This is a genomic window from Bacillus sp. AR4-2 (assembly GCF_008274865.1).
GTDB lineage: Bacteria > Bacillota > Bacilli > Bacillales > Bacillaceae_G > Bacillus_A > Bacillus_A cereus.
Genome location: NZ_CP031062.1, coordinates 1,366,430 through 1,383,129, shown reverse-complemented (window position 1 = coordinate 1,383,129; position 16,700 = coordinate 1,366,430). Strand labels below are relative to the sequence as shown.

Below are 16,700 nucleotides of genomic sequence, written 5' to 3'. Positions count from 1 at the left end.
TTTATTCTAACTTAATTTTCCGATAAACGAAATATTCTTTTAAATATACCTATATAAAAAATAGCTCGCCTATACAGGATTTTACCTTTTTATTTTTCTTGAAGTTTGTCATAATAATATTATTGTCTCAGTTTTCTTATACAAGGAGAGTTGTATTTATGTCGTTTTCATGGAAACGTTTCTTACAAATCGGGAAAATTATCTTCCCATTTGTTGTATTAACAATTGTATTCTTTCAAGCAAAAAAAGAATTAGCGGGCATTTCTTTTTTAGAAGCGATTGATACAATTAAAAACATTCCAACTGGAGGAGTCTTTTTAGCAATTACACTTGGTGCATTCGCTGTATCAACAATGTTCTTTTATGACTATGTTATGCTTCGTTACTTAAAAGCTGATATTCCTGTCCAAAAGATTTTCCGTATCTCGTGGATTGCTAATACTTTAAATGGATTTATCGGGTTTGGTGGTCTTGTTGGAGCCGGCGTACGCACAATGCTTTATCGTCCATATATAAAAGAAAATGGAAAACTTATTAAAAGTATCGCTTGGATGACAACTGCCTTTATTAATGGATTAGCCATTCTTTCATTTCTTGGTCTTATCGGAATATTAGACACGAGATTTATTTTGCATGAAAAACCATGGCTATGGCCTGTTCTTATCTTCTTCGCTCTTTTCGTCCCTATATATATCGGATTTTCTAAATTAAAAAATAGAAAAGCGACGCAAACAGAGGAACAAGAAGAAGAGGAGAAAAACCCAACTGTTTTATACTCATTAGTTTCATTAGTCGAATGGGTATCTGCTGGTATTGTTATGTACGTCATATTACTATTATTTGGCATTGAAATCGAATTCCAAAAGTTTTTAGGCGTATATGTTATTGCTGCTTTAGCTGGTGTCGTTAGTCTTGTTCCTGGTGGCCTTGGATCATTTGATCTTGTCTTCTTAACTGGGCTTGGGCAATACGGCATCGATACAGGTGTTTTACTCCCTGCTATGTTATTATATCGTCTCGTCTATTACATCTTGCCCTTCTGCCTTGGTCTCATTTTTGCAGCTTTTGAAATGACAGGAGTAGCCATTAAAAAGTTTGAAGATAAACCTTTTATTGCGCCTGCATTAGAGACAACTGGTGTTATATGGACTTTGCAGCGTGACTTTCTAGGAAAGTTAGGTTCTTGGGCATCTGCTGCTTTAACAGTATTTGCTGGCTTAATGGTTATTTTATCAACCATTCTACCGACAAGTATAAATCGGGCACACGCCTTACATATTCTAGCTCCAAAACATCTTATTCAATTTTCTTTTAGCTTATCGCTAACATTCGGTATTCTCCTCCTCATTCTTTCGCGGGGGATATATTACGGAACAAAACGTTCTTATTATATGACGATTGTTTCTTTAATTGGAGCGGCTATTTTTAACACACTAAAAGGAATTGATGTTGAAGAAACTTTTATTTTATTAATCGTACTCGCTGTATTGTATATGCTTCGTAAAAGGTTTGTACGTGAGAAAATGGAAGTCTCACTTTCCGATATCGTAAAAGTTTTTATATTCCTACTTGTAACGTTATATTTATATAAAAACTTAGGTATTTTATTTGCAGGTGCAAAAGAAGCTTTCAAACCTGATTTTGTCGTTCGTAATATTACACAAGTAAAACGAAGTGCATTAGCAGCTGCCTTTTTTGTTCCTACTTTTTTACTAATTGGTTCACTCATTGCAAATCGTTATCGAAATGAATTTCCCGGGCAACCAGCTAATGATAAACGATTACAAAACTTCTTAGATGAACATGGTGGAAATGTACTTAGTCATTTAGGTTTTTTAGGAGATAAACAGTTCTTTTTCAGTAGTGATGGAAAAGCACTCATTCTCTTCTCAATAACTGGAAAACGACTTATTGTACTGGGTGATCCAATTGGGGCCCCTTCCTCCTATCGTACTGTATTGCAAGAGTTTTTAGCTGAGGCTGATCGATTTGGATACATTTGTGTATTCTATCAAATTGAAAGTAAATGGATGAGTTTATACCACGATTTTGGTTATAACTTCTTTAAGCTTGGTGAAGAAGCTGTTGTTGATTTAAATACCTTTACAATAACAGGAAAGAAACGCGCTGGCATGCGAGCTACTTTCAACCGTTTTGAAAGAGAAGGCTATACATTCTCTATTCATGAGCCACCTTTCTCCGACGAATTATATGAAGAGTTAAGAAAAGTTTCAGATGCATGGCTTGGTGGAAAAAAAGAGAAAGGTTTTTCACTCGGATACTTCGATCGTGAATATATTAGTCGCGCTCCTATCGCAACATTATCTGATGCGGATGGAAAAATTATTGCATTCACAACATTCATGCCTGTATATCAAAACGGATCATTATCTGTCGATTTAATGCGATATTATCCAGATGCGCCTAGCGGCATTATGGACGCAATTTTCATCCACTTATTCCAGTGGGCAAAAGAAAATGAATACCACTCCTTTAATATCGGTATGGCACCACTTTCAAATGTTGGTTTATCCACACAGTCTTTCTGGTCTGAACGAGTGGCTGCTGCAATCTTTAATAACGTTCGTTATACGTATAGTTTCAGCGGATTACGACATTTTAAAGAAAAATATAAACCAGCATGGAGCGGTAAATATTTAGCATTTAGGAAGAATCATTCTTTACCAATTACAATGCTCTCTGTAACAAAATTAATAGGAAAAAGAAAAAACAGCTAAATTCTTAGCTGTTTTTTCTTTTTTGAACTTGTACAATAAATTCTTTTTCATACTTCTTACCATTTATATAGAAATTCCCCCACATTTTATACGTGCCCTCGGCAGGAAATGTAATTCGGTATTGTAATTGCTCATCCGTATCTACAGGCATAGCGTATAAAAAATTCTCCTTCGTTTCATCCACTATATAGAGTGACTCTACTTCTCCTCTCTCTGAATGCAATTTCAATTTTTCACCCTTTTTCGCTTGAAACTGAAATGTTAACGTAACTGGTTCATTCGGATGTAATGCGCCAAATAAAAGAGAAACTTCATACTCTCCTATTTTTTTTGTAAGTACACTGTCGATTGGAAATTTCACTTTTTTCTTATTGTTCTCCTCTTTCGTTCTACCAAAATTCTTCCTAGCGAATGACTCTACGGACTTATTTTTGTCTTCGTATAAAAATATTGTATATTCTTCGTCTTTCGCTATTTTGGAAGATAACTTATATGACCCGTTCCCTGCAAATGTGGGTTTAATTTGTTGTATGTTTTTTAACTGTCCATCTACAATCACTGCCCGCATTTGATCATTTACACCACGAATTTCATTATTCTTGTTGTTTAACAACTGAAATACAATATCTACTTTCTCATTTCCCTTTCCATTTGAAACATCCCACTTTACTTCCTGAACATCTCCTACAGTCTCTTCGTTTTCTTGATATTTTTTTATGTAAAATCCTCCTGCCACAATAAGTACTAACGCAATAAGCCCAATGACAAGATTTTTCAAAACATCACCTACCATTTTTATTGTCTCTATTCATACAAAACTTCTTAAGATATATATTCTAGATTATGATTTATGAAATCCTCCTATTTTGTACATATTACAAATAATAAAAAGATTTTAATTGAAAGGATTCGTAGTGTATAATGCAAATGATATTGATTTCTATCAATACATTATAAGGAGGACTTTTTTATGAGTGTACATATCGAAGCAAAACAAGGCGAAATCGCTGAATCTATTCTATTACCTGGTGATCCATTACGTGCAAAATATATCGCTGAAACATTTCTAGAGGACGTTACTTGCTATAATAATGTGCGTGGTATGTTAGGTTTCACTGGAACTTATAAAGGAAAACGTGTATCTGTTCAAGGTACAGGTATGGGTGTTCCTTCTATTTCTATTTATGTAAACGAATTAATCCAAAGCTACGGAGTTAAAAATTTAATTCGCGTTGGAACTTGCGGTGCAATTCAAAAAGATGTAAAAGTTCGTGATGTTATTATCGCAATGACGGCTTGTACTGATTCTAATATGAACCGTTTAACATTCCCAGGATTTGATTTTGCACCAGCTGCAAACTTTGACCTTTTAAAGAAAGCTTATGATGCTGGAACTGAAAAAGGATTACACGTTCGTGTCGGTAACGTTTTAACAGCAGATGTGTTTTATCGTGAAAGCATGGACATGGTTAAAAAACTTGGAGATTACGGTGTATTAGCAGTAGAAATGGAAACAACTGCTCTTTACACATTAGCAGCGAAATACGGTGTAAATGCATTATCTGTATTAACAGTTAGCGATCACATCTTCACTGGCGAAGAAACAACATCTGAAGAGCGTCAAACTACATTTAACGAAATGATTGAAATCTCTTTAGATGCAGCAATTCAACAATAATACACTAAAGAACTTGTCATACGTCTGGCGAGTTCTTTTTATGTGACTTTTTATAAATAACTACTTTATAAAGAGACAGATTTCTCCCCTCTACTTTCTTGTAACGTTTGTTATAATGAAGTGAAACTTTAATCAGTGGAGGTTTTTTCCATCCCCCACTGATTATTAGTTGAACCAATCGGATTTTACGGGCAATTGATCTCCCGCCTAACTCCCTTGTATTCGCCGAATTTTGAAGTGGGAGTCTTATTGCCCGTTAAAGCGGGATAAAGAAATCATTTACAGTATTTCTCATAAGAGGTGACGCAGTGAAAAACAGAAGTATCGTCTTTAAACTATTTTTATTAACATCCACTTTATTTACAATCATATTCCTACTTTTTTTCCTAGGACAATCTCTATTTTTAGAGAAATTTTATATTAATAAGAAAGTAAAAACAGTCCAAACTGCTTTTGAAAAATTCGTAGATAATTATGATAAAAGTGATAAAAGTTATGAGCAGGTTAGAAAACTAAAACAAGAATTTCATGATAAAACAAATGCCGATATGCAGTTTTTGGATTCTAACGGTATTATTAAAAGTGATAACAATTACTATATCGATGTATTTAATCCCAACAATAATAAACAGTATTCCATTCCACTCAATAATCTTTTAACACCAGAAGAATATAATAAATTCGAAAATTTAGGTTTAAAAAAAGATGTAATAATCAATGTTGATGGAGTCGTACAAGAGAATAATATAATCACACCACAAAAATTAGGAACGAATTATAATCAATGGCAGAACGAACATTTCTATTCGGATTTTCAGTCAATTAATGGTAACCCTTCTAAGAACAGACTTGCAAGCCGATACAAATCTACAACTCGAATTGTCTTTACAGGTGTTATAACTAAGTTACAGCTCCCATCCAAAGCGGAGGTTCGTCTTGCAAATGATATTGAAACATTACAAGCCGTTCAATATTTTGCAGATATGATTAGAGAGGGAACTTCTAACTCGAACCAATTAAGTACTTTCATATTAGATGGCGGAGAAAATATAAAAAATAGTATCTTTGTAAAACCGATTATAGAAAATGGAAGGATTACAGAATACGCTTTTGCGATAGCATCTTTGCAGCCTGTTAATGAAGCGATGCTCGTTTTAAAAGATTATTATGTCTATGCCTTAATCATCGTGTTTCTCGTAATTATTTTGTTATCCTTCTACTACTCAAAAATCATTGTTAAGCCATTAATTAAAATAAATCGTGTTACAAAAAAAATGGCTAATTTTGATTTCAGCGAGAAATTACCCGTTACAGCTGACGATGAAATTGGCGGGCTTTCTGGCAGTATCAATACATTATCTGTAAATTTAAAAGATCGAATCGATCGATTAAATGTTGCTAATACAAAGTTACAACAAGATATTGAACGTGAACGTCAATTAGAAAAAACAAGAAAAGAATTCATTTCTGGCGTATCACACGAATTAAAAACACCGCTAAGTGTAATTAGAAGTTTTGCAGAAGGAATTAAAGATGGTGTTAGTAAGGATACTTCGTATTATACTGATGTTATTTTAGAAGAAACAGAAAATATGAACAGGCTGATTGTTGAAATGTTAGAATTAGCAAAGTTGGAATCTGGTACTTACAAACTAGATATGACGACGTTCTCAATCGGTGAATTAACGCAACAAGTCTACACAAAATTATTATTTAGCATGGAAGAAAAACATTTACAAGTGAACATCGATGCAGACTCTTCTATACTTGTTAAAGCAAATCGCAGTCGCATTGAGCAAGTAGTTGTGAACTTACTAAGTAATGCAATCCGTTATACGCCAGAGGGAGAAAAAATACAAGTCTCCATTATAGAAGCAGAAGATACCGTAAAAGTCGAAATCGAGAATACAGGAAACCCTATCCCTGAAGAAAGTCTTGAAAAAATTTGGGATCGCTTCTATCGTCTAGATGCATCGCGTAGCCGTCACACTGGAGGTACCGGTCTCGGATTATCTATTGTAAAAAACATTTTAGACCTCCATCATGCCGAGTATGGTGTGTATAATACGACTAACAGTGTTGTATTCTATTTCAATTTACAAAAAGTAAAAGAAGTCAAATAATTTGTCTTAATTTCACTAGGAGTTCACATGAAATTCACACTCTCCCTTTATAGTAAGAAACAAGTTAATCCTTTCCTTTACACATATAAAAGAGGAGAGTGCGTGAAATGAAACAAGCAGGACAACCTATTCAAAATGAAAAACAATTAGAAACTATCAAAAATATACTTTTACAATCTTCGAAACGTGATGGCTTATTATTCGTATTAGCTGTAAATTCTGGCTTAAAAGTAAGTGAAATCTTACAATTAAAAGTTAGTGATGTAATCGATGAAAATGAAAATGTACGCCATTCCATTTTATTTTACAATGAAAAAGTGAAGAAACATAAATGGTTTGCTGTAAATGAAGACTTACAGCACGCAATCGAAGACTACATGAAAGAACGTAAAACTTGGAAACGTAATGAACCATTGCTAAAATCTCAAAAAGGAACAAAATCTATTACGAGACAACATGCATGGTACATTTTAAACAAAGCTGCAAAAGAAGTTGGATTAGAAGGGATTAGCTCACATACACTTCGAAAAACTTGGGGTTATTGTGCATACAAATCAGGTGTTGATATTGCGTTTTTACAACACTTCTTTGATCACAGTACTCCATCAAAAACTTTAAAGTATATCGGTATTGCTTAATAACTCTTATACATAAAAAAGGTTACCATTTGAAAATTTGGTAACCTTTTTTATATTTCATATTCTCTTTTCTTGTCTCTCCTATACTGTAGTGGTACTCTAATAGTAAGGGGGAGAAATTATGAACACTTTAACAATTGAATTACCGAAAGAAACGGCTGAAAAACTTGATTTATTAAAACAAGCTTATGAAAAGAAAACAGGTGCTTCTATCTCTGAGAGCACTCTCGTTCAAACACTTATCTCAAAAGAATTTATCCAAGCGATAACTCCTTTTGATTTACAACAATTCGTCAATGGAAAAGAACAGCATTAATTGCTGTTCTTTTTTTATCTCTATTTAAAATATAAAAAGTTTTTTATTTATTTTTCGGAAAACCATTGACAATGATAATGATAACCATTATCATTTATTACGAAGCCAACAATTGATGAATCAACCAAACGCTCAGTAACATTGTTACCCCTCTTTTTCATATAGAAAGGCAATGTACATTCCCCCTGTTTGTACATTGCCTTTCTTGTTTATTATCACTCAAACAAATTTAATTGCTCAGGCTTTGGCTCACCATATGTAATGTTCATCATTTTCATAAGCTGTTTCGCATTATCTGCTGCATCCCCACCTGAATTGTTGTTAAACAGTACGTATATATCCTTTGTCTTCTTTTTTAATTGTTCTAGTCTTTCTACCCATTCTTCTAATTCTTTATTGTTGTAGCGATATAAGCAACGCACCGCTCTCCAATTTTCCCCTTTATCAAGCCAGCCATGAACATTCCGGCCATGAAAACGTATTAACACCATCTCTGCATTCGTTACTTCTAATACAAGCGGTACTGAACCCATCCCTGCCTGTGGCTCATCACAAATTGTATGAATCCATTTCTCCAGCTCTAGGAACTGTAACGTCTTATCTCTCATTTTTGGATAAAACCATGTTTGATTTCGAAATTCTATCGCACACGGCAAACCTTCCATTTTTTCTTTTGTATATCGGAGAAAATCTACATTTTTCTTTTTACAATCAAACCATGGTGGATATTGAAATAAAATCGTTTTTAATTTACCAGCTTCAATTAAAGGAAGAATAGATTGTTTATATACATCAAACATCTCATCGAACGTAGAAAAAGGAATTTCACCTTTCATATGTCCTGTCATTCCTTGATATGCTTTTACGATAAAAGAAAAATCTTTCGGTGTTTCCATTGCCCATTTTGTATAGTTTCGTGCAGGTTGCATCGCATAAAATGAGCTATCCACTTCTACTATAGGAAAATACTCGCTGTATGTTCGTAATTTATTTCTATTTTCATAGGGATTTATGTATAAAGAATCATGATCTCCCCATCCTGTCACTCCAATAAACAGCACATATACCCCTCCCTTTTTAACTTCATCTTCTATTCACTTTCCAAACACTTTGCATCATGTAGCCTTTTCTTTAAGAGTATCCTTATAAAAATATGATATACTATATGGAAGAATTTTTAAAATGAGGGGTTATTTATTTATGCTTCCAAACGATGCTACTGTATCTCATGAAAAACGAATTGAAGAACTAGAAAATAAAGTACGTTTTTATGAAGAACTTGTGAATCAATTACCACATCATTTCACATACAAAAATCCACATATTGGTTTACGAATAAAGAAAACTAGAACAACCCATTCCATTCAAGAAATACCAAAAGAAAATAAAGAGGCTCATTTTCAACTTACTTGTGATTCATTATTTTTATTTGAACAACTCGAAAAACACTTTGTACATATTTTTGATGCCTTTTCACATCATGTAACCTTTGTCGATAGTAAAGGGAATATTACTTTATGTAATCAAGTTGCTGCAGATGATTTCGGTGTAATACGAAATGATATTATCGGAAAACCGATTCAACAATTACTAAACTTGCCGGAAGAAAAAATTAAAGCGATTGAAACATTAAAAACGGGAACAGAAATATATAATGAAGAAGTTTTAGACAAAAACTATGGCATTATAAATAACCGAATTATTCGTGATTATAACGGGGAGATTTTTAGAGTTATTAGTGTCTTTCATTATTTAAATACAGAACGTGATGCAGAGAAGTTTTCGTTAGCAGGGCGAATCGCAGCTGGAATTGCACACGAAGTACGAAATCCTCTTACAACAGTACGAGGATACTTACAATTTTTACAAGAAAGCGTTTCTCCATCAAATAAAGAGTTATTTAAAAATTTGCTTATCCCTGAATTAGATCGTGCAAATAATATTATTACAAAATTTTTAGCCATTTCAAAAACACGGGAATTTACAAGAGAACCGTTTCCCATTAATACATTTTTACGTGACTATATTCAACAGTTACTAGTTAGTGAAGTTTCCTTGCATAATATTTCAATTGATTATAACTTCTCTAATGAATTAGATGATATTTTAGTCAATATTGATCGACATGAACTTGTTCAAGTGTTTTTAAATCTATTTCAAAATGCCGTCGATGCTCAAGGCGACAAACCTCTTTCTATTCAAATTACTAGTTATCGCCTTGATAACTTCGTTCGGATTACTTTCACAGATAATGGAATTGGTATTCCTCCAGCTATTCAAGAATATATCTTTGATCCATTCTTCTCAACGAAGGATTCGGGAACAGGACTAGGCTTGTCAGTAACAAAAAAAATCATCCAAAATCATAACGGCACGCTCAAAATGACTAGTGCTTCAAACGGTACAACTTTCACTATTTCTATTCCAATCTTACCTAAAACAACCCTTGAAAAATTAAATCAATGTAAATAAAGGACTAATCCACGAACTACATGCCAATTGTTAAACACTCCCAACAATTAGCATGTAGTTTTTTATGTTGCACTTTTCTTCTTTACATTATATAAACCTTTCTCTATATCTTACTTATTTCTTTCTAGGTGGGCCAATTTCTTATTTTTTTAGAAATGGTAGTTTGTCCATCACGAATTTAGTATAAATTTCATTTTAATATATAGTAATGACTAATGATTCTATGAAAGAAAAGAATGAAAAGATGAACAATAAAAATAAAGGAAAAGTATTTTATGGTAATGATTGTTGCGAAGTAAGAGCATGTAGCCATATTAACATCCCCAAGTCAGAACTTACAGAATTTGTTAGACTTCTTCAAACTCTTGGTCAAGCTATTCTAGTTCAATATGGATCTGGTTGCCTAGGCGGAGGAACTACGGGGACTACTGGTGCTCAAGGGCCTCAACAAGGACCTGCGGGCGATACAACTGCGACACTATCTGTCTTCCGAATTTACTAACCACAATTTCCGAAAATATTTTGGGAGGACTAAGCACATTTATAAGTAATAGATGTGATTTTGATTGACTATTAAATCTCTCTTTTAATAAAAAGGAGCACTTGTTTGGGAGGATAAGTGCTCCTTCTTTACGTTTCTTTACCTCAAATTTACTCTATCTTAATCCTCATTTTGTATGATAAATAATGAAGTCAAAGATATGAAAGAGGGATGAAAAATGAGAGTTATGTCACCGATACGCATTTGGATTGCTCTTATGATATGCATTATTTTATGTGTAGGATTTTTTTTAACTCTAAAATATTCCACTATTTCAAAAGCAGAGAGAAAAACAGTTCCATACACACTTTTGTATACGAAACAAAACAACATCCTTTATTCCAATTCCACAAATAATGAAAAAAAAGTTATAAAAGGAATGCTTATTACGGAAGCTCCTAGTTACGAAACTCTACTTCAAATTGCTGAAACGATTAAAAATCAATATACAAATAAAGGAATTGATGAAATCACGCTGTCTATCCATAATGAAAATAATGGTAGTTATGAAGAAGAATTACTATACGAACCGATTAGTAAAGGAACAATAATCATCACATACGATTCCCAATCCTTTGGCAGTACGAACATTACTCTTAATGAATAGTAGCATTTACCTCACAAATTATGAGCAAACTTTATTTTTCACATGAGAAAGAGGCGAATAACGAAATTCGCCTCTTTTTTTACCATAATGATGGAATCCACTCTTTCACTTTATTAAACCACTCTTGCTGTTCTTTTTTCCTTTGTTGTTCTTCTTCTTGCCTTTTCTTTTCTTCTTCTTTTCTTCGCTTTTCTTCTTCAATTGTTTGCAATTGTTTTTTATAGTCCGCTTCAGATATTAACGACAATTGGAACGCTTTTTGGGCTGGGTTTGCATTTGCTTTTTTCATGATATCCCGGAACATCGTCGTTGTAATTTGACTACCACCTGGAACATAATGCTCGCTATCTGTTTTGTCATATCCTACCCAAATCGCACCTACTAAATCTGGTGTGTATCCTACAAACCACGAGTCCTTTGCCCCTACGCTCGGACCATTTACAAGTTGAGTAGTCCCTGTCTTTCCTGCTGTATCAACATTAGTAACTTTCGCTTTTCCACCTGTTCCCTTTTCTACAACACCTTTTAATAAATACGTCATCTTTTGAGCAATTTTCTCACTCGTCACTCGTGTCTCTTTCTTATACCATTTCCCTATTATTTCTCCTTCAGCATTTTGAACTTCTCTAATTGCATGAGCCTCTACTTGAACCCCATCATTAGCAAATGTACTATATGCTTGGGCCATTACAAATGGTGATGTCCCTACATGCATCCCACCTAAAGCAATTGGATACGTACGGTCTTCTGGTACTAATGGAATACCAAATCGCTCTAAAGATTTCAATCCTTTATCTAATCCTATTTGTTCTAATAGCCACACAGCGGAAACATTATACGACTTTGCTACCGCTTCATACATTGTCACATTACCATGAAAAGCCTGATCACTATTTTTCGGTTCATATTCTTTAATATGAAATGGTTCATCCTTTAATATATCGTATACTTCATACCCTTGTTCTAAAGCGGGTACATATACAGCTAGAGGCTTTAACGTTGAACCTGGTTGTCTTTTTAATTGCGTAGCATGATTAAATTGTAAAAACTGATATGGTCCTCTACCACCAACTAAAGCTGGAACACCGCCTGTTTTGGGATTTATAAGGACTACACCCGTTTGCATAAGTTGATCTGAGCCACTATCTTTGAAATAACTATCATTATTCACAACATCTTCTACAGCTTGTTGCTTTTTCGGGTCAAGCTCTGTATAAATACGATAACCACCTGCTAAAATTTCATTTTGTGTTAATTCATACTTATCCATCGCTTCCCTAACTATATAGTCTACATATTGGGAGTATTTACCTTTGTATTTATCATCAACCCCACGTTTTAATACAAGGCCTGACTCTTTTTCTTTATTATACTGTTCGTCAGAAATATACCCTTGCTCTTTCATTAAACTTAATACGACATTACGTCGTTCAATTGATTTATTAAAGTTTTTATAAGGCGAATACGCAGACGGCGCTTTAATTAATCCCGCAATCGTTGCAGCTTCTGAAATTGATAAATCTTTTACCTCTTTATCAAAATAAGATTTAGCTGCCCTCTTTATCCCCCAAGCACCTTCCCCAAAATAAATTTGATTCATATACATTTCAATAATTTCATCTTTTGTATAAGTACGTTCTATTTTTTTTGTTAAAAAGTATTCCTTTATTTTACGAGAAAATGTACGATCTTGTGTCAGAAATACATTCTTCGCAAGCTGCTGTGTAATTGTACTTCCCCCAGCTACAACTTCTCCTGCTGTAATATTTTTAAAAACCGCACTTATAATTCCACTATAATAAATACCATGATGGTTAAAAAATTCCTTATCTTCTACTGCAACAATTGCCTGAACCATAATATCAGGAATATCTTTTCTTTTAACGCCTTCTGTTTTCGAAGAAGCTAATTTAGTTGCGACCTCATTATTTGCATCATAAATTAAAGTCGGTTGTGGAACAGCTTGTTTTAATTCAGATATGTCTTGAATGGAAATTATTATATTTACAGCAATAAATAGAGTAACGAATACACTTCCCAATACAATTAATGAATTACGAAGTTTCTTCCTCTTATTGAACCACTCAAGCATTTTTTTAAAATGAGTGTTCTTCAATTTCATTCGTTCACTTCCTTCATTTATTTACACTCTTCTTTTTAAAAGGAAGAATATACCGCCTTTTAAATTTATTATAATAACGTAGTCATTCCTATAGTGTAAAGCTTTTCTTTTGCATTCATACTTTTTGCAAGAAAAGGACATTCTACAAGTAAGATATTCACTATTGGATATTAATATTATTAATAGAACAACGAGAGTTATGTTAAGTTTTTGTAAACTTTTCGATAAAATGTTTTAAAAAACGACAGTTTTTTGTTAGAATTGATTAGCCAATATATTTTACATATATTACTTTTGTGGGGGTAACAATAATGGTCTTTAAATCAAAAAAAGATAAATTTTCTGAAATGTTAATGAATGTTTCCGAAAATTTAAAAGAAGGCGCGCAGTTTTTCGTGGAGTATAAAATTAAAAATGCTAGCGATTTAAAAGAGTTTTCTATGCGCATGAAAGAGTATGAGTCAAAAGGTGACTCATTTATTCACGAAATCATTATGGAGTTAAACAAAGCGTTTATCACTCCGATTGAGCGTGAGGACATCCTACAACTTGCAATGAGTATGGATGATGTATTAGACGGATTAGATCACAGTGCTGGTCTGTTCGAAATGTATTCTATTACAGAAGCTGATGAATACATGATTAAATTCGTAGAAGCAATTAATCAATGTGCGATTGAGATTGCAAACTCTGTTGAATTAATGTCTAACAAAAAATTAGTCGACATTCGTACAAATGCGATTAAGATTAAGGATTATGAATCACAGTGTGATGATATTCGCCGTCATGCGATTAAGAACTTATTCTCTCGTGAAAAAGATCCGATTAAGATTATTCAATTTAAAGAGATTTACGAAGAGCTTGAAGAAGTAGCTGATAGCTGTCAAAGCGTTGCAAACGTATTAGAAACAATTATTATGAAGAACGCGTAAGGAGTTTGATCATGGATACACTCTTGATACTAACCGTTTTAGTAGTCATTTGCGCTTTAGCTTTTGACTTTATCAATGGATTTCACGATACAGCAAACGCTATTGCAACGGCTGTTTCAACGAAAGCTCTAAAGCCTAGACATGCCATTATTATGGCGGCTATTATGAACTTTTTAGGCGCAATGACATTTACAGGTGTAGCAAAAACGATTACAAAAGATATCGTTGATCCATTCGCCTTACAAAATGGTTCTCTTGTAATTTTAGCTGCTTTGCTTGCGGCGATAGCTTGGAACTTAATTACTTGGTACTACGGTATTCCAAGTAGTTCTTCGCATGCAATTATCGGCTCAATCGCAGGTGCAGCAATTGCGGCCGCTGGGATTAGCTCGCTAAATCTTAAAGGATTTATTAAAATTATTGAAGCTTTAATCATTTCACCGATTATCGCTTTCGTTATTGGTTATACCGTATACAGTATTTTTAAAGTAGTATTTAAAAACTTTAACTTAACAAAAACGAATAAGAACTTCCGTATATTCCAGATTTTCACTGCAGCATTACAAGCCTACACACACGGTACGAATGATGCACAAAAAGCAATGGGAATCATTACGATGGCTCTTATGGCTAATAACTATCATACTTCTAGCGATATCCCGTTCTGGGTACAATTATCTTGTGCTATCGCAATGGGGCTTGGTACTTCTGTCGGCGGATGGAAAATTATTAAAACTGTCGGTGGACAAATTATGAAAATTCGTCCTGTAAATGGTGTAGCTGCCGATTTATCATCATCACTTGTTATTTTCGGTGCAACATTCATTCACTTACCGGTTAGTACGACGCACGTTATCTCTTCTTCTATTTTAGGGGTTGGTGCTTCTCACCGTGTGAAAGGGGTAAAATGGGGAACTGCAAAACGCATGTTAATTACATGGGTTATTACACTTCCTATTTCAGCTTCTTTAGCTGCTCTGTTTTACTACCTATTACATTTTGTTTTCTAATCAAAAGTCGTCTTCCTTATTTTTCTAGGAAGACGACTTTTTTGTGAACAAGCCTATTTCTCATTAAAAAGCGTGTATAATAATTGGTGGATAAGTTATTTAGAGGAGTTGGCAATTTTGGAATACATCATGTTACTTTTCATCGGACTAATCGCCGGAACAGTCGGCAGCCTAGTTGGGCTTGGAGGCGGAATTATTATTGTTCCGTTATTAATTGGATTACACAGTTTATCACCACAACTTGCAGTAGGGACTTCTATGGTAACAGTCGTTTTCACAGGACTATCTTCCACCCTTACTTACATGAAGCATAAGCGAGTAGATTATAAAAGTGGACTTATTTTATTTATCGGAAGCGGCCCTGGTGGTATTATCGGATCATGGGCAAATAAATTTTTAAACCAAGACACATTTTCTTTATACTTTGGGATTTTCCTTATATTCGTCTCAATTCTACTTATGCTTCGAGACAAATTAAAACCTCTTTCCCTCTCAAATACGTCTGTAATTAAGCGTTCTTTTACAGATAATGACGGAAATACTGTACACTACCAATTCCCACCGTTTCTTGCTATCTTTATCGCCTTTATAGTTGGGTTTATATCTGGATTATTTGGAATTGGTGGCGGTGCCTTACTTGTTCCAGCAATGATGCTTCTTTTTGCATTCCCAGCACATATTGCAGTAGCAACTTCAATGTTCATCGTATTTCTATCAGCAATTGTAAGTTCTGCAACTCACATCTCACTTGGAAATGTCAGCTGGATTTATGCATTAATCCTGATTCCGGGTGCATGGATTGGCGGAAAAATCGGGGCTTACATTAATACAAAACTAAGTGGTAACGCCGTAATTAATTTATTACGTATTACGTTGATTATTCTTGGAACTAGATTAATCATTATTTCCCTTTTATAACGTATTCTTTTTAGAATGCGTTTTTCTTATACACATGAATATAAAAATCCTCCGAGGAGAACAAATAAAATTAAACAAACACATAATAACATATAATTTGAAATATGTACTTTCTTCAAGTTGACCACTCCTATAACTGCGACTGTTATCTTTATGATAGCGAAAAAATAGTTCACTTGCAGTTACAGAGTGCTAACAATGCAAAATCAATTATTACAAATTTTATCCTTATATTTCATTTCTTTGTATATTCTATCGATTTAATAAAAAAAGATGTCATATTGACATCTTTTTTAATGAAGAAGTGACCACCCCATGAAGTCTTCATGTACTTGGCACGCCCTCTTATCGTTTCGATCATATAATTCAGCATAGCTATCTGTTTCTTCATCATAAGCCATCGTATAAATAATTTGGCCGTCTACTTCAACGGATAAAACGACTCCACCTTTCATCTCTTCTACATGAATGATAGCATTCGCCGGAATTCTCATATCCGTCATTCTCATCGCATCTAACAATATACTAAACCCCCTACAGCGTATTCATTGCTAGTACTATTACACACTAAATAGTATACTACTGTAATAGCATACATTTCGTCA

The 16,700-nt window shown here is 33.8% G+C and carries 15 protein-coding genes; 11 read left to right on the top strand and 4 right to left on the bottom strand.

What is annotated here, in order from left to right:
- Positions 1–158: 158 nt before the first annotated feature.
- Entirely contained in the window at positions 159–2,738 is a 2,580-nt protein-coding gene (gene mprF, locus DN399_RS07230; protein ID WP_000010845.1) for a bifunctional lysylphosphatidylglycerol flippase/synthetase MprF, read from the top strand.
- 4 nt (positions 2,739–2,742) lie between these two features.
- Here the strand turns inward: mprF and DN399_RS07225 are convergent, their stop codons facing one another.
- Complete coding sequence (locus DN399_RS07225; protein WP_000232610.1) at positions 2,743–3,531, bottom strand: hypothetical protein; 789 nt, start codon at positions 3,529–3,531, stop codon at positions 2,743–2,745.
- A 177-nt stretch (positions 3,532–3,708) separates the two neighbouring features.
- Here DN399_RS07225 and deoD point away from each other — a divergent pair, with 177 nt between their 5' ends.
- The 4 genes from deoD to DN399_RS07200 all read left to right on the top strand — a co-directional run bounded on the left by deoD (position 3,709) and on the right by DN399_RS07200 (position 7,493).
- Positions 3,709–4,416, top strand: a complete 708-nt coding sequence (gene deoD, locus DN399_RS07220; protein WP_006924467.1) for a purine-nucleoside phosphorylase — start codon at positions 3,709–3,711, stop codon at positions 4,414–4,416.
- 308 nt (positions 4,417–4,724) lie between these two features.
- On the top strand, positions 4,725–6,539 hold the full coding sequence (locus DN399_RS07210) for a sensor histidine kinase (RefSeq protein ID WP_000797518.1): 1,815 nt from the start codon (positions 4,725–4,727) through the stop codon (positions 6,537–6,539).
- A 107-nt stretch (positions 6,540–6,646) separates the two neighbouring features.
- Positions 6,647–7,177 carry a tyrosine-type recombinase/integrase gene (locus DN399_RS07205; RefSeq protein WP_000806236.1) on the top strand — a complete coding sequence of 177 codons (531 nt, stop codon included), beginning with the start codon at positions 6,647–6,649 and terminating at the stop codon, positions 7,175–7,177.
- 121 nt (positions 7,178–7,298) lie between these two features.
- The gene (locus DN399_RS07200) at positions 7,299–7,493 is read left to right on the top strand and encodes a DUF3924 domain-containing protein (protein ID WP_001094860.1); all 195 of its coding nucleotides are present in this window, start codon (positions 7,299–7,301) and stop codon (positions 7,491–7,493) included.
- A 215-nt stretch (positions 7,494–7,708) separates the two neighbouring features.
- Here DN399_RS07200 and DN399_RS07195 read toward each other — a convergent pair whose 3' ends face one another.
- On the bottom strand, positions 7,709–8,554 hold the full coding sequence (locus DN399_RS07195; protein WP_149149425.1) for a DUF72 domain-containing protein: 846 nt from the start codon (positions 8,552–8,554) through the stop codon (positions 7,709–7,711).
- Positions 8,555–8,693: 139 nt separating this feature from the next.
- Between DN399_RS07195 and DN399_RS07190 the strand changes: the two genes are divergently transcribed.
- The 3 genes from DN399_RS07190 to DN399_RS07180 all read left to right on the top strand — a co-directional run bounded on the left by DN399_RS07190 (position 8,694) and on the right by DN399_RS07180 (position 11,113).
- Positions 8,694–9,965, top strand: coding sequence for an ATP-binding protein (locus tag DN399_RS07190; protein ID WP_000937247.1), 1,272 nt, complete (start codon positions 8,694–8,696; stop codon positions 9,963–9,965).
- Positions 9,966–10,188: 223 nt separating this feature from the next.
- The gene (locus DN399_RS07185) at positions 10,189–10,467 is read left to right on the top strand and encodes a hypothetical protein (RefSeq protein WP_002182597.1); all 279 of its coding nucleotides are present in this window, start codon (positions 10,189–10,191) and stop codon (positions 10,465–10,467) included.
- 217 nt (positions 10,468–10,684) lie between these two features.
- Positions 10,685–11,113: a hypothetical protein gene (locus DN399_RS07180; protein ID WP_006915455.1), complete on the top strand. Its 429-nt coding sequence runs from the start codon at positions 10,685–10,687 to the stop codon at positions 11,111–11,113.
- Positions 11,114–11,192: 79 nt separating this feature from the next.
- On the opposite strand, the gene DN399_RS07175 is transcribed toward DN399_RS07180, so the two are convergent.
- Positions 11,193–13,235 (bottom strand): transglycosylase domain-containing protein, encoded by a 2,043-nt coding sequence (locus DN399_RS07175; protein ID WP_086385526.1) that lies wholly within the window; start codon positions 13,233–13,235, stop codon positions 11,193–11,195.
- 311 nt (positions 13,236–13,546) lie between these two features.
- Between DN399_RS07175 and DN399_RS07170 the strand changes: the two genes are divergently transcribed.
- From DN399_RS07170 to DN399_RS07160, 3 genes are all read left to right on the top strand, one after another.
- On the top strand, positions 13,547–14,167 hold the full coding sequence (locus DN399_RS07170; protein ID WP_000231449.1) for a DUF47 domain-containing protein: 621 nt from the start codon (positions 13,547–13,549) through the stop codon (positions 14,165–14,167).
- 11 nt (positions 14,168–14,178) lie between these two features.
- Positions 14,179–15,177 (top strand): inorganic phosphate transporter, encoded by a 999-nt coding sequence (locus DN399_RS07165; RefSeq protein WP_000380273.1) that lies wholly within the window; start codon positions 14,179–14,181, stop codon positions 15,175–15,177.
- Positions 15,178–15,294: 117 nt separating this feature from the next.
- Positions 15,295–16,095: a sulfite exporter TauE/SafE family protein gene (locus DN399_RS07160; RefSeq protein ID WP_000455762.1), complete on the top strand. Its 801-nt coding sequence runs from the start codon at positions 15,295–15,297 to the stop codon at positions 16,093–16,095.
- Positions 16,096–16,388: 293 nt separating this feature from the next.
- Here the strand turns inward: DN399_RS07160 and DN399_RS07155 are convergent, their stop codons facing one another.
- A complete protein-coding gene (locus DN399_RS07155) occupies positions 16,389–16,616 on the bottom strand; it encodes a hypothetical protein (protein ID WP_000883009.1) in 228 nt (75 codons plus the stop codon).
- Between the last annotated feature and the right edge of the window lie 84 nt (positions 16,617–16,700).